Origin of the sequence: Dechloromonas sp. CZR5 (assembly GCF_008711155.1) — a bacterium.
Classification (GTDB): Bacteria; Pseudomonadota; Gammaproteobacteria; order Burkholderiales; family Rhodocyclaceae; genus Azonexus.
The window spans coordinates 20,286-33,957 of sequence record NZ_VUYQ01000003.1 but is presented as its reverse complement, the minus strand read 5'-3'; the positions used below and the strand labels follow the sequence as shown (position 1 = coordinate 33,957).

Annotated in this window: 15 protein-coding genes; 1 reads left to right on the top strand and 14 read right to left on the bottom strand. The window is 65.7% G+C overall.

Going from position 1 to position 13,672, the window contains the following annotated elements; all coding sequences use genetic code 11:
* Positions 1 to 31 precede the first annotated feature (31 nt).
* The 9 genes from F1002_RS08955 to F1002_RS08905 all read right to left on the bottom strand — a co-directional run bounded on the left by F1002_RS08955 (position 32) and on the right by F1002_RS08905 (position 7,530).
* Positions 32 to 1,990: a relaxase/mobilization nuclease and DUF3363 domain-containing protein gene (locus tag F1002_RS08955; protein ID WP_150428697.1), complete on the bottom strand. Its 1,959-nt coding sequence runs from the start codon at positions 1,988 to 1,990 to the stop codon at positions 32 to 34.
* 448 nt (positions 1,991 to 2,438) lie between these two features.
* Entirely contained in the window at positions 2,439 to 3,047 is a 609-nt protein-coding gene (locus F1002_RS08945) for a S26 family signal peptidase (RefSeq protein WP_150428695.1), read from the bottom strand.
* Complete coding sequence (locus F1002_RS08940) at positions 3,044 to 3,589, bottom strand: DUF2840 domain-containing protein (protein WP_150428694.1); 546 nt, start codon at positions 3,587 to 3,589, stop codon at positions 3,044 to 3,046. The genes F1002_RS08945 and F1002_RS08940 overlap by 4 nt, the downstream gene beginning before the upstream one ends.
* Entirely contained in the window at positions 3,586 to 3,846 is a 261-nt protein-coding gene (locus tag F1002_RS08935; RefSeq protein WP_150428693.1) for a chromosome partitioning protein ParB, read from the bottom strand. The genes F1002_RS08940 and F1002_RS08935 overlap by 4 nt, the downstream gene beginning before the upstream one ends.
* Positions 3,843 to 4,481: a ParA family partition ATPase gene (gene parA / locus F1002_RS08930; protein ID WP_150428692.1), complete on the bottom strand. Its 639-nt coding sequence runs from the start codon at positions 4,479 to 4,481 to the stop codon at positions 3,843 to 3,845. The genes F1002_RS08935 and parA overlap by 4 nt, the downstream gene beginning before the upstream one ends.
* Before the next feature lie 265 nt (positions 4,482 to 4,746).
* A complete protein-coding gene (locus tag F1002_RS08920; protein ID WP_191090385.1) occupies positions 4,747 to 5,613 on the bottom strand; it encodes a replication initiator protein A in 867 nt (288 codons plus the stop codon).
* A gap of 26 nt (positions 5,614 to 5,639) precedes the next feature.
* Positions 5,640 to 5,933 carry an AlpA family transcriptional regulator gene (locus tag F1002_RS08915; RefSeq protein WP_150428691.1) on the bottom strand — a complete coding sequence of 98 codons (294 nt, stop codon included), beginning with the start codon at positions 5,931 to 5,933 and terminating at the stop codon, positions 5,640 to 5,642.
* A gap of 125 nt (positions 5,934 to 6,058) precedes the next feature.
* On the bottom strand, positions 6,059 to 6,814 hold the full coding sequence (locus F1002_RS08910; protein WP_150428690.1) for a DUF2285 domain-containing protein: 756 nt from the start codon (positions 6,812 to 6,814) through the stop codon (positions 6,059 to 6,061).
* Between the two features lie 365 nt (positions 6,815 to 7,179).
* Positions 7,180 to 7,530: a DUF2958 domain-containing protein gene (locus F1002_RS08905; RefSeq protein WP_150428689.1), complete on the bottom strand. Its 351-nt coding sequence runs from the start codon at positions 7,528 to 7,530 to the stop codon at positions 7,180 to 7,182.
* 298 nt (positions 7,531 to 7,828) lie between these two features.
* Here F1002_RS08905 and F1002_RS08900 point away from each other — a divergent pair, with 298 nt between their 5' ends.
* Positions 7,829 to 8,119, top strand: a complete 291-nt coding sequence (locus tag F1002_RS08900; RefSeq protein WP_150428688.1) for a helix-turn-helix domain-containing protein — start codon at positions 7,829 to 7,831, stop codon at positions 8,117 to 8,119.
* Between the two features lie 65 nt (positions 8,120 to 8,184).
* Here the strand turns inward: F1002_RS08900 and F1002_RS08895 are convergent, their stop codons facing one another.
* The 5 genes from F1002_RS08895 to F1002_RS08870 all read right to left on the bottom strand — a co-directional run bounded on the left by F1002_RS08895 (position 8,185) and on the right by F1002_RS08870 (position 13,483).
* Positions 8,185 to 8,499: a DUF736 domain-containing protein gene (locus F1002_RS08895; RefSeq protein ID WP_150428687.1), complete on the bottom strand. Its 315-nt coding sequence runs from the start codon at positions 8,497 to 8,499 to the stop codon at positions 8,185 to 8,187.
* 738 nt (positions 8,500 to 9,237) lie between these two features.
* Positions 9,238 to 9,990, bottom strand: a complete 753-nt coding sequence (locus tag F1002_RS08885) for a hypothetical protein (protein WP_150428686.1) — start codon at positions 9,988 to 9,990, stop codon at positions 9,238 to 9,240.
* Between the two features lie 270 nt (positions 9,991 to 10,260).
* Entirely contained in the window at positions 10,261 to 10,467 is a 207-nt protein-coding gene (locus tag F1002_RS08880; protein WP_150428685.1) for a hypothetical protein, read from the bottom strand.
* Between the two features lie 64 nt (positions 10,468 to 10,531).
* Positions 10,532 to 12,586, bottom strand: coding sequence for a ParB N-terminal domain-containing protein (locus F1002_RS08875; protein WP_150428684.1), 2,055 nt, complete (start codon positions 12,584 to 12,586; stop codon positions 10,532 to 10,534).
* A gap of 69 nt (positions 12,587 to 12,655) precedes the next feature.
* The gene (locus tag F1002_RS08870) at positions 12,656 to 13,483 is read right to left on the bottom strand and encodes a DUF932 domain-containing protein (RefSeq protein WP_150428683.1); all 828 of its coding nucleotides are present in this window, start codon (positions 13,481 to 13,483) and stop codon (positions 12,656 to 12,658) included.
* Between the last annotated feature and the right edge of the window lie 189 nt (positions 13,484 to 13,672).

Genomic DNA, 13,672 nt, shown 5'->3' with positions numbered 1-13,672 from the left:
CGTTCATTGGGCTTGACGACGAACGAACAACTTACCCCATTGATATCCCGCGTTGCCGTTCGAGCACCCATGACGCGTTATTCCCTCGAATGACAGCCGTCATCGTTTTCCCCAGCCGCTGCTCAATCACCGGCTTCCACGGCACCAAGCTGAACCCTATGCCGTCATCGAGCATCGCGAAGCGGCCGCTGGCGAGTTGAACGCTGCGTCGGTAGACGCCGGTGACGGGCTCGCCATCGGTCACGGCACGGTGCGCCAGGCCGGTTTCGGCCGCGATGCGCCCGCCCGCAGCGTCCACCTCCCGACCGCGTAGTGTCGCCAGAAGGTTGCGCGCCAGGACCACGCGCTGGCCACGACGCTCGGCCAGCCCCTGTTCGGTCAGGAAGTCGGCGCGCTGTTGCAGGGCATCCTTGACCTCGCCACCAAATCCCAGGTCGCCCAGACCCTTGCCGCCGCCGATCAACTGCTGATCCAGCCAAGTCGCACCGATCACGCGGGTCTGCCGCTCGATGGGCAGGTGCGATTTCAGTTCCACCGCCACACCTCCGCCCAGGCGCTGGGCATCATATTGGCGGCCTCGTTCGGCCAGGTCATCAGGTACGCGCCAGACGCCTTCGGCCATGCGCTCTACGATGCCACTGCGGCGCAGAGCTTCCAGCCGGCGCACATGCGCCGACACTACCTCGCGCGGGTCACGGTCAGGCGTGGCCTGGCTCTGCGCGAGCGCAAGGTGATAATCGGTGCGATAGATGCCGTCCACCGACAGTGCAGCGATGTTCCGGTCGGACGAGCGCACGTCGGTCGAACCTTTCACCTCCACCACGGCGCCGGTCGGGTATTGCTCCAGTTCCGACCGCGGTGGCAGAGCGACGTAGTGCGCCTTGCCGTCGGTCCCGTCGATGACCAGATAGCCCTTGTCGTACAGCTCGTCTGCCAGCCCTTTGGCGGCGACGCGGCCAACGATGGCACGACCTTCCTCCCCGGGCTGGAACACGGCCAGCTCGCGTTGCCGACCGCTCATGGCGCGCTGCATGGTACGAATGATGTCGCCGCGCTCGCCCATCGCCCGCAGGGTCGGCTCAGCCTCGGCATGAATGGCCCACATGCCGGGTTGTTGCTCGGTCGCCAGTCCCATGTGTTGCAAGCGCTGCAGGCGGCCGATCAGCATCTGCCGCTGGCGCTGCAACCGGGGCTCGGCCAGCGTCTCCGGCAGCACCAGACCGTCCTTGGCCACGCGCTGCAAGGTGCGATCCAGCCCCGTCCACCGCTCCTGATCGACTTCGCGCTGCATGGCGCGCTGGATCTCCAACTCGGTGCGCGGCCCCAGCCACTCGGTCGTCAGTTCGGCGGCCCGGCGGCGCATCCCTTCGGCGATGTAGTCTCGGGAGATGATGAGGTCTTTGCCGGTGTCGTCTTTGCCGCGCAGGACGACGTGCGTGTGCGGGTTGTCGGTGTTCCAGTGATCCACTGCCACCCAGTCCAGCCGCGTGCCCAGATCGGCCTCCATTCGCGCCATCAGGTGCCGGGTATAGGTGCGTAGGTCGTCGAGCTGTTCGGCGTCCTCCGGGGAGACGATGAAGCGGAACTGGTGCCGATCCTCGCGCCCAGGCTCCTCGAAGGCAGTGGTATCCGCCGCGTCGGTCGTCGGGCCGTAGGCTTGGCCCGGCCCGGCCTGACGATCCACCCCTTCGCGCTCGATGTAGCGCAGGTGCGCGACGCTTGAACGCGGCCCGCCCTTGGCCAGATTGACCAGTCGCGCTTTGATCGTCACGCGGCGTGCGTTGGGAGTGAGCGAGGCCCCGGCGAAGCGGGCCGCGACGTGGCCACGCCCCAGCCGGGAACCGGGTCGATGGCCAACTTTGCCGACAGTCTTGCCGAGCTTGGCGCCGGCCTTATTGGTCTGGCGCAGCACCTTGTTGATGAAGGCGTCGTCGCGCTGTTTCGGTGCGCCAGGCCGTACCCGGAAACGGTCTTCGTCTTGGTTGCTCATGCTGTGCTTCCATCCAAGACCAGCGCAGCCGGGCGGGCAAAGCACGCGCCTTCACCAATGCTGATGCGGCATTGCGCACTCTCGCGGCACGCTGCCGCTCCCTGGCGCGTGCCGCGCCACCCCCATGTGCAGACAGGGTTTTCAAGCGGCTGAGTGTCGCGACCTTTTATCTTGCCTTCCGCCTTTGCCCCTCGCTTTCGCTCTGGGCGTCGGCGGTTCGGCGGTGCTGCGCTGTCCGCAGTCAGCCCGCCGGCGAACGCAACCACGGCCATAGGCCAGGCACGTTCGAGGCAAGACGCCTGCACGTAGGAGGACGGTGCCGGAGGTTGCGCGAAGTGTTGCGCAAATGCACATGCACTGCACGCGTAATGACACGGCGACGACCAGCGGAACGACATGCCGGATGGCACGATGAAGTGCACGGAAATGTGTAGCGAATCGGCGGCCATCATGGACGTGCCTCCAGCCAGACCGGATGCGCTACACCGATCACGGTGGATGCGCTGACCGGGCCGAAGTAGCGGCTGTCGAACGACGCCGGGTTTGTCGTGCTAAGCAGGAACAACTCGCCGGGGTGAAGCGGCCTGCACTGCTGCCAGGATGGCAGCGGCCGGCCCATCCGATCGGCAGGCAAGACGGCAGCCACCGGCACACCGTCGATGCGCACGCTGCGACTGACGATGCAGACTTGCTGCGGCGCCACCGCGCCCACACGTTTGAGCAACGGGACGCGCGCCGGCAGGTAGCCGCGTTGTGCGGCCTGTGCGGCGGCCTCGGCCGGAAGCTGGGCCAGCACGATGCTGCCCACGGACAACGGACGGGGCAGCGAGTCGGTGCGATGGTCGAGCGGATCGATGCGATACCAGCCGACCGCCACGCTGTCGGATGGGTTGTAGATCAAGCGCGGCAGCGGCCGCATGTGCTCAGGAAGGAAGGGCGTCCAGGCCAGCGCAGCGAGGCCGCAGGCGGACAGGCCAGCCAATGCGATGCGAGCGCGCAGGCGCGAGCGAGGACGTGGCGCCGTTCCCGTGGCGTTGGCGGACCTGGAACCCGTCATGGCTGCACCCTCCCGGCCAGCCAGGCAGCGTCCCGCTCGGCGGTGTATTCGGGCAGCGCCAGGCGCGCAGCGAGCCGGTTGCCCAGCGTGCGCCAGTAGGCGGGCGACACGTCGATGGCGGCGATGCCCAGCGCCTCGATGGCGTCGATTCGTGCCAGCACGGCGCGCACCGCCGACTCGCCTTCTGCGTGCAGCAGCAGCCGCGCACCGGGCAGCACGCCGGGGATGCGCTGTGCCGCGTCCAGCGGCGTGCAGGCCTGCATAACCATGAGCTGCCAGCGGATCGTGCCGTAGTCGTTGGCGTGCCAGCGAATGCGACAAAACACCGCGCCGGGCGGGAACATCGCAACGCGCCGCCAGCGGTCGAGCCGGATGGTGCGCGCCGGTTCGCCAAAGCGCAGGTAGAGGTCGATGCGCCGCTCAACGTAGGCAAGCGATACGCGGGTCAGCGGCGCGGCGCCGGCCCGCTCGGCGAGCACCGCAAGAGGCGGCGAAATTGTGGATGACGTGGCAGTCATGGCCGCCAAAGCGTGAGCGTTCATGGTGTGTTCTCCGGGAACTCGCGTTCCAGCAACGCGCGCAACAGTTCGGCCACCGTCACGCCCTGCGTGAAGGCCGAGACCTTGATGCACGCGCGCATCGCGGGCGTGATGTCGAGGGTCAGGCGCGCGGTGTAGAGGTCGCCCTTCTGGAGGTTGTTGGCTTCGCCCTGGCGAACCCACGCCTCGGCGTGCGGGTCCGCTGGTGGCCGTACTCCGATGCCGACACGCTTGCCGCGCGTAGATCGTTCTGTGGTCATGTCGGCCACCGCAGCAGTTCATCGACCAGCGCAGTGACCTCGCGCGCGGCGGCGCTGTCAGGTGCCGTTTCGCGGGCAAGCCGACCAGCGGCCACGCTGTCGGCGAAGACGATGCGTTGGTGTACTTCCGAACGCAGCGCGGGCAACGGCTGGTCGGCCAATGCCTGCCGCGCTTCGCGGCCAATGATGGTCGTGCTGACGCGCCGATTGATGGCAAACGCTGCGCGCAGCGCTGGCCGGAATACCTGTGCCTCGCGGATCAGCGCCACCATCTCGTCAGACGCCCACAAATCGTAGGGACTGGGCTGTACCGGGATCAACACGCGCTCGGCTGCCAGCAGCGCAGAGCGCGCCAGGGCGGCGATGCGCGGCGGGCCGTCGATGACGACGTGATCGGCCCGGCGCGCCAGCTCGGGGGCTTCCTGGTGCAACGTCTCGCGTGCGAGACCCACGGCGCTGAACAAACGCGGCAAGCCCTGTTGGGCGCGCCGTTGCGTCCAGTCCAGCGCCGAGCCTTGCGGGTCGGCATCCAACAGAACGACTTGCTGGCCGCGCATGGCCAGCTCGCCTGCGATGTGTGTGGCAAGCGTGGTCTTGCCCACGCCGCCTTTCTGGTTCAGCAAAGCGACGATCATGGCGCGGCCCTCCTTCCTAGAAAGCCGGCTTTTCTTTGCCGTGCGAAACGCTGCGCGTCGTGCTGTTTGGCGGTTTTCCACCGAAACGGCGCACTGTTTTTATTAGTTAAAGAATTTAAGTTAGGGAAGTTAGAGGGGCCGGAAACCCGCGCCGTTATTGGGTTTTCGGCGGTTTCGCACGCCTGATAGCACGATAGGGACACGCCCGATAGCACGATACCCTGCACGCCTGATAGCACGAGGCCATTCACAGTTTTTCCACGAGTTATCCCCGTGCCGTCCGCAGCACGGGCCGGAAGGTCAGCAGTTCGGCCCCGTCGTCCGGCATTCGCTCGATGCCCAGGACGTAGCCCGGCATCGACTGCCGTGCCACTAGCGCACGCAGGTCGCAGGCGAAGTCGTAGGGCTTCGCCGTGCTGCCCGATTTGCGGTGCAGGTGCTTGAAGTCGAACTGCCAACCGCCCGGCTGCTTGCCGCCGTGCTTGCGCACCAGGCGGTACAGCCAGCGCTCGATGCCGCCCGTGAGCTTGAAATACGCCGGGTCGATGGTCAGCACCAGCGCTGCGTCCATGACGCCGACAAAGAACCAGTCCGGCAGGATCAGTTCGATGCCCAGCGGCGTGCCGCGGGCGTCGGCCAGTTCCTTCCATTCGTTGATCCAGGAGAAGCGATGCAGGCGCCGTCCGGTCGTCTCGCGGATGGAGGTGGCCACCGTGGTCGATTGCAGCCGATCCAAGGCGGCCTTGAGGCGCTGGTAGTCGCGCAGCGACGTACCGCGCCCAATGAAGCGCAGGATCTCGTAGGGTGTGGCGCGCATGAGGCGCGACGGGCAAATGCCCGCGTCGCGCGCTTCCACGATCTGGCTGGCTGCCCAGATCAGAATGTCGGCATCCCAGATCGTGGCGATGCCATGCTCCTGCGTTCCCTCCACACGGATCGTCACGCCACCGGCGCGGAAGTCGATCGGCTGGACGCGTTTCGACTTCGCCAGCGAAAAGAACGGAAAGGCCATCAAATCCTGGCTGTCGCGCGGCGCCATGTCGCCCGGCAGCGCGCGGAACAGATCGAGCTGTTCCCGCTCCTGCATCAATCGCTGCCCCGATGATCGGGACGGCAGCGACGGGTTGGACATGGCGATGGCCACCGGCGAAGCGCCGATCAGCGCGCACGGCTGTCGGCCGAGTGGTGCTCGGCGTATTCGGGATCGGACGTGGCCTCGAAGCTGCGCTGGTCGGCCCAAACGTCGAGGTCGGCCACCGCGTACATGACGCGACGGCCGAACTTGCGGAAACGCGGACCGCCGCCGATCACGCGCTGCTTTTCCAGCGTGCGTGGCGACAATCGCAGGTATTCGGCGGCCTCGTCGTTCGTCAGGTAGCGTTGGGGTTGTGCAGCAGCAGGCTGCAGCGGAGTGGCGGGCGCGGCAGCAGGCCGCAAGGGAGCGGGTCGCATCGGATAAGCCTCCATCGGTCAGGACAGCCCGGCCGCACCGTGCGGCCAGATGGAGGCAGTCTCAGGAAAGCGATGCGTCCCGTTGAGGGTCGTTTTGCAGGGAAGGCAAAACGACCCTGCTCAAGTCATGGAACTCGGGCCAGACGGCGATAGCCGCCGCGCATCAGCGTCAAGCCGCGTCGCACCAAGCGGCGCACGCGGGACCGCAGGCCACCATCGGCATACCAGCCATGAACGACGGCATCGGTGCCGAACAGCCCCTCGGCGACTTCACGCAAGGACGCCCCTGCCAAGGTGGCGTCGAGCGCCTGCAGGGTGTGCAACTCCTGCAGCGCTGTCGGCGCGGGCCGTGGCCGGGCCACTGCCGCAGGCGTGCCATCGGTGACCACGGCCAGCTTGTCCAGTTCGGCCCGGAGCGTGCAATGGCGTGCGCAAGGCATGTCGCACACGCGGATGGCATAGACGTAGGCCATGCCATCCTCCAAGCCCTGCGCCAACGTCAGGCGCAGGCAGCAGCCCGGCCAGCGCGTGGCGAGCATCAGGCGGCGGCCGTCATGGACCAGGTGCTTGTGACCGGGAACGCGCCACAACTCGAACGCGATGGCATCCGGTGGCGGGTCGATGTCCGGGTGAAGCTGCGCCGTGCAGGGATGGCCTGGAAGCCAGGCCGGATGCGCGTCACGCGCATCCAAGGCCGGGTCTTCCAGCATGCGCAGCCCCCAATCTTGAGCGGTTTCCGGCGCGCGGTGACGGCGCAGCCAGTCGCGGCGGTAATCGGGATGCCGGCGCAAATACTCCCAGGCCAATGCCAAGTCATCCAGATGCAGCACGTAGAGATACGCGGCGGTGGGATACCAAGGGGCGGCGCTTCGATCGGCCATGAGGCAACCTCCTGTTGACAGGGATCATCGCCACGTCGGCACGCTGGAGCTACGCCATCAAAACCTCCACGCTCTACCACCAAAGGAATAAACTCAAGCTGTAACGAGCGGTGTCAAGACAGATGGACTCCGAAGTCTTGCAGGGATCGTCCGAATGCGACGGCTGCCCCCGAAAAAGGGCGCAGCAGTGGGCACCCTGCCGCAAACCGTGCAATGCATCATGCCCCTTTCGATCAGGGCCGCACCGCCGTGGCGCAAGAGTGGCGATTCAGATTGCCACCGTCATAAGCCAGACCGAAATAGACACAATGCACCGCAACGGCCTGTGTCTGGATGGCCCGCCTTGGCAGGGTCATGGGGCTCGATCAGTCGGGAATCGAGCCATCGATCTGTGCCAGCCGGACATACTCCGATAATGGCCGCGATGCGCGGAAATACTGGTCGCGCTGGATGGGCCGCTGGCGCGGCCCGACGATTGTTGCCAGATCGGAAAGCTTGACCGTCCCCAATTCCGGCATGCCAATGCCGAGGTCGATGAGGCCCCAGGCCGAATCGCCATCGGCTGGGTCGAGCGCAGCCAGCAGCCAGGTCGCGTGCGCGTCGGGCGTGAATAGGCGCACAACGGGCATCGGGTCGATGCTCTGACCAGCGGCGCGTGCTACGCCGTTGGCGAGTAGTTGCGCGCGCTCGTCGACGGTGGTGAGAGGCTGGGTCATGGTCAGGAACCCCACGGAACCGAGGATGCACGAATCCGTCTTTCCGCGAAAGCGTGAAACCACCGAACCGGAAGAGTGCTTTTGTGTGAAAGCGCGAAAGCGCATGCCATCGAATCCGTACATGCACGGAAGCGGAAAAGCGGAATTGAACAGGTCAGTGAAGGCACGGATACGGCTTCCCGCTTCTGTCGGAATCCACAAATGCGGTTTTCCGTAAAAGCACGGAAGCACGCGAAATCCGGCAAATGAGTTAAAGATAACGTGGTTTTAATTGTCTCGAAATTGGACGCTTCTGTCCATGCAGAAGCGTCCAATTCAACCCGGCCGACCGGCCGGCGTTACCACTTTCGATGCCGAGTTGGCGCAAGCCTTCGGCGCGGCAGTGCGGGCGCTGCGAGCTGAACGGGGAATCGCGCAGGAGTCGCTGGCGAATTTGGCCGGGATCGAGCGTTCCCACGTCGGCAAGGTCGAACGCGGCGAGCACATGCCTACGCTGGCGATCATCTTCAAGATCGCCGGCGCGCTTGAATGCAGTACCGCCGTGCTGATGACCGAGACCGAGAGCCAGCTCGCGGCGGCCAGGTCGTAGCGGTTGAAGTGCCGCGATGAGCGGCACAAGGCCCCGCCGCAGTGGGCGGGGCGCTTCGGAGGCCGTCAGGCCGCCTGCGGTTTGCTGCGCGACCAGATGAGGTCGTGCGTGCCGTCCTCGCCTTCGATCAGGCGGGCATAGACCGTTGCCGGGAACGAAGGATCGTCGAGGGTCACGGACAGGTACTCCCGCCCGGCCTCGCTGGTCTTCTTCCACGCCGCGCCGATGTCGTGACTGGCTGCCTGCAGGCGGAAGTCGGGGGCGTTCTCGCTGCTGCCCTTGTCGTTGGGAAGCAGCTTGACCTTGACGTTGAGCGTCAGGGTGCGAAGCGTGCCGGTGAAGCTGTCTTTGTCTGCGGTGAAGATGCCGATGTTAGCCATGATGATTTTTCCTTTCGGTTGAACAAGGTTCGCGCCCATCGCGTCCTTGTTGTGATCCGGCCGGCGGGGGACGGGCGGGCTGCACCGCTTGCGATCGCAACGCAGTGGAGAACCGGAAGGCGAAAAGAATTTGTCCCGCGAGGAAGCCGCGCAGCGGCGGGGAAATTGTTTGCGCCGGACGGTTGCAGCCATGAAGCCCGAGGCGCAGCCATGCCCCCGCCAGGATTCACAACAAGCCAAGGACGCCTTGGGCCGAACCGCTCCGAAAGGAGACATGGCCGGCTCGGCATCCCCGCACGGAGGCTTCGGCGGTGCGTTTCCAGACGCGGGCCAGGTCAAACTCCCGACGACAGGTGATAACGTCCCCACTTCACTCAGCGGTGCCGGTCTTGAGGCGTGGTGTGGAAACTCCATGGCGAGGCTGGGCGGCGCGTCCGTGAACCGTCCTTCGTGACGTGATGGGCAAGAACCGCCAGCGTTGGGGACGGCACGCATTTGCACAACCTGCCGCAGCAAGCCATGGCGTATCTGTCATGCCCGGCCATTGCGGCGGGGATGGGCCTTGCGGCCGATCCCCTGGAGGCAAGCGAAGCGCGCAGCGCCGCCGGCGCGAAGACGTGAGGGATTGAAGCCGAATGGCCGTGACGGCAACGGCGGCACGGGGCGCAGCCCGAAAGCCCGACGGCGCATCGCGCCGATACGCCCAGGCTCCGAGACTGCTATTACGCCGCAGGCCAGCTACATGAAGAAGCTGCCCTGATCGGAGTAACCCGCAGGCTCGATCCCAACATCCGCAATGCGCGACTGCAAAGCACGCTTGCAGTGGACATCCTCGCCACCGTCCTGAAGCCAAGCCCCCAAGCGCCGCTCTACCCAACCAGAAGCCACAGCGTCCCCACTGCTCAAATCGCAATACCACTCCGGCTGGATGTCAGTTTTCCGGGGCTTGAGAACAACATGGATGGAAAGCTCACCGCCGCTGATCGCATCCACACTGGCGACCGCCGGCAGGTCTCCATCGAACACGAAGCGATAGGTGCTGCGCTCGCAGTGATGGCTGTCCTCGGCGCCACCGGGCCACCAGTTGTCACCCTCCGACAGCCCGAACAGGCGCTGTTCGAGACCAGCGTTGACAGCAGCCACCATCAGATTTCGCCAGACTCGCCAGCGCGCGCTGCGCTGCGTTCTCAGCGGAAAGGTCTTGAACGGCGAATAGGAGTGCTCGAACTCCGGCAGCAGCCGCAGGTCGTCGGGTGCGGCGTAGCCGAATTGCTGCAGGCGTTGCACCAGCCGGGCATTGCTTGGCTTCTGCGCCTCTGCGGTCGCGCGACCGGCAAGGGCAGCACGCAGCGCCGCATGGGTCTTGAATCCCAAAGCTGCGGCAACCGCTTCGCTCAGGTGGGACGAAGAAACACCTTTCACGCCGCGCTGTGCCCTCTGTTTGAGGGTGCGCAAGGCAGCTTCGGAAACGAAAAACGTTGAGACAGTCATGCCAAATTCCTCAGTGACTGGTCGATGTCTGCCGATTACGCATCGACCGGGGAATAGGCACGGTCAGCGAAGGGGAAGCGTGGAAACGTCGTTTAACCCGGCAGCAGGTTCAGCGTGACGCGGCTGTAGTTTTCATCATACCTCAAGGCCGCCAGTACAGGCATGGCATTTTGGTGTGGGTGTTGAAACCGGGCGCGGCCACTGCCGCGCCCGGACTTTTGCGTCCACCGCGCCCAGGGCCGAACGGCCTGGGCGCGGTACTGATCGCGGTTATTCCTTCGTCTCGATGAGCCACCACACGGCACGTGGCAAGGTGCGGCCTGTGATGGGGTGAATGTCGGTAAGGTCGGCGCGGGCTGACCAGCCCGAGGGCGGGCGGTAGCCGCGCACGTCGCCGTCGCCGTGCCAGCGGCGGGCGCGTATCGTACCGGGCGCGTAGATCGCCGCCATGCGCAGGCGGCTGGTGGTGCGGGCCATGGACGGTTCTCCTTCCAAGCGAAGCGCCCCGGTCGAGGCCGGGACGCTTGCCTTTCAGCGTGGGTCAAGCGGCCAGCGCCTCGGCGGGATCAACTGCCATTGCGTCGGCATCTTCCGGGGCGTCCCGCTGCGGGGCATCTTCCGGCGTGGCGTCCTGCGGGCTTTCGGCCTTGAAGATGGCGGGCATCCAGCCCGTACCATCGGCCAGCCGTTCGGCTTCGCTGGCAATGTCGGCCTTCTTGAGCTTCGCCAGCCGCGAGACGTGCTCCGGCGCATACTCGGCCACGGCTTTCAGAATCACGGCCTTCGGAACGTGCTTGAAATATCCCTCTGCGGTCGGCATCCACCACGCCGCCATGTCGAGGCCCACGGCCTGCGCCAGTTCTTCGCCGGGCTGACGCTGCGTGGTGCGAGGCGTCACCACGTCTACCGCGGAGGCCATGCACACGGCCAGCAGCTTGACCAGTTCGCCTTGCTCCATCGCCAGCAGCGCGGCGAACAGTTCGGCGCTGTCCTCGGGCAGCTTGCCCGCCCATGCCCGTTGCAGTTCGCGCAACGCCACGGCGGCGGATGATTCCGGCCAGTCCGGGGCCATGCTTTCCAGCCGGTCTTGCTTGGTGAGGCGCACGCCCAACGGCAGAGAATCACGATTGAAGCCGTAGCGGCTTTCCTGCAAGACGGTCTGCACCATGCCATGCACCAGCGCGGCCAGCGCCGCTTGCGGATGCCGGGCGACTTCGATTTGTAGCGCCGCCGTGCGGTGCGCGCTCAAACGCTGCGCCAACCGGTCGGACATGGCTGGGGCTTGGTCTTCTTCTGTCGTGTCGCCTTCGTCGTCGTTCGCTGCCTCACCATCCGCGACACCCTGCCGCAGACGTTCCAGCGTGCGCAGCGCCTTTGCTTCGGCCTCGCGCAACAGCCCGCGATGAATCACGGCCTCGCCGTTGCGGTCGACGGTGACGACTACACCGGCTGCGGCCTTCACGTTCGGGCTGTAGTATTGCAACCCATCTTCCAGCGCCTGCAACTGTTCGCCCATGGCTTCGCCTTCCTCTTGCAGCGCGTCGGCCTTGTCCTCGTCCTCGGCATCCAGTGCGGCGTCGAGCGCTTCGCCCACTTCCTGCATCTTGGTTTGCAGCTTCTCGATGCGCTGCGCCTCGCGCTTGCTCGGTTCGCGCCGCTCCCTCGGCGCACGCTGGAAGGCGTGCAGGTCGGCATGGGTCACGCCGGGCGTGGCATCCACCCATGCCCAGCCTTCGGCCTTCACCTCGGCGGCGAGGCCTGCCAGCTTGTCTTGCGCCAGCCGTTCCAGCAGCGCGGCATCGGTCAGATACACGCCCGCATCGCCTTCCGCGAACAGGTCGCGGCGCACGCCACCGCCAGCGGACTCGTAGGCATCCAGCCCGACAAAGCGCACCAGTGGATGCCGGTAGGCGTCGATTTCGCGCTCGGTGAGACGTTCGCGCAAGTTGGACGGGTGGCGCTGCCACGTCGGCGTATCGTAGAACGCAGTTTCCTGTGCGGCGTGGTCGTCGGTGATGGCAAGCGCCATCAACTGATCGAGCGTGACGGCATCGGCGCGATAGTCGGCCATCAGGCGCGGCGAGACGTTCGCCAGCTTCAAGCGGCGCTGCACCACCAGCGGCGTCACGCTGAAATCCGCCGCAATGTCCTCAATGGGCCTACCTTCGGCCACCAGCGCCGCGAAGGCCTCGAACTGGTCTGCCGGGTGCATGGCTTCGCGCTGCACGTTCTCGGTGAGGCTGGCGGTGCGGGCCGTGCCATCGGCCACCAACAGGCAAGGCACCTCCCATTCCTTCGGGATGCGGTGCTTCTTCGCCAGCAGCTTGAGGGCTGCGAGGCGACGGCCACCGGCCACGACTTCGTAATGCGCGCCATCGGCGGCGGCAATCACGATCAGGTTTTGCAGCAGGCCCACGCGCTGGATGCTCGCGGCCAGTTCAGGGATGGACATGCGCGGGGTCTTGCGCACGTTGCGGCCCGTGGGGCGCAGCACCAGCCGCGACAGCGGAACCAGAATCAGGTTCTTGGTCGGGTCGGCGGCTTCCAGCGTGGCGGCTTGGATGGCTTGGGTTTCGGTTTGGGTAGTGGCATTCATGGTGTATCTCCAATCGAATGAAACAAGGAATGGAGGGGAAACCGCCCCTCCGGCGGGAGAGAAAACGGTTCAGGCCTTGAGGGCGCGCATGCCGTCGGCCAGCAGCCACAGGGCGCGGTTCAGTCGGATGTTTTGGTCAATGCCCTGCACCGGGCGTGTGCTCTGCCTGCGGCCATTCGCGGCGCGGCCATGCAATCCGCCCTTGGTCAAGTTCTCCTGCGTGCGGTTGAACACGCTCCACAGGTCGGGGCGGCGGTCGTCGAACCGGCGCGGCATCAGGATTTGCGATTCCGTGATGGGCGCGGGCTTGTCCAGGTCGTCGTACTTGAGGGACAGCGCGGCGCGGGCGAACACTTCGGCCTCGCCATCGTCCAGCGTGATGCCGCGCATCAGGTCGCGCGATTCCTTCACTTGCTCGAAGCCGCCCAACACCTGATAAGCGCCTTCGATGACGTGCCCGGCCACGTCGCCTTTGTGGGGTACGCGCACGTCCGCCACGGTGTCGCCGCAGACAAGGCCATTGCTGCAAACAAAGCGGAACATTCCGGCCAGCATCTGATAGCTGCTCGTCCCGTCATGGGAATTGAGCAACACTATTTCATTGGCTTCCGCGCCGTTGATCTGGCTGGCGTGGCGCAGCCGGATCATGTGTTTGGTGTGTTCCCGCTTGCCTTCATCGCGGACGCGGGTCTGCGTCACCATGAAGGGCTGAAAGCCTTCCTTGCGCAGTTCGGCCAGCACGGCGGCGGAGGGGATGTAGCTGTATCGCTCGGAACGGCTCTCATGCGGGGCGTCCGCGAAGATGGACGGGGCCACGCGGCGGATTTGGTCATCGGACAGCGGGTGATCGCTGCGCAGCGACGGGGAACGGGAAGCGAAACGGGATGCAAGTTGCATGGTTTTTCTCCTGACAAAAAAGGGTTTGCTGTTCACACCGCACACCGGATTCCAAGATTCGGAGCCCAGCCTTTCGGCTGTTCGGTGCGGTCGGCACGAGGAACCCGGTTGGCCTCGTTGCCACCGTCTTTCCTGAGTTCATCGCCCGCGACGGTCAGGAGCGCGCGGACGGGGGCCGTCAAGGAGACA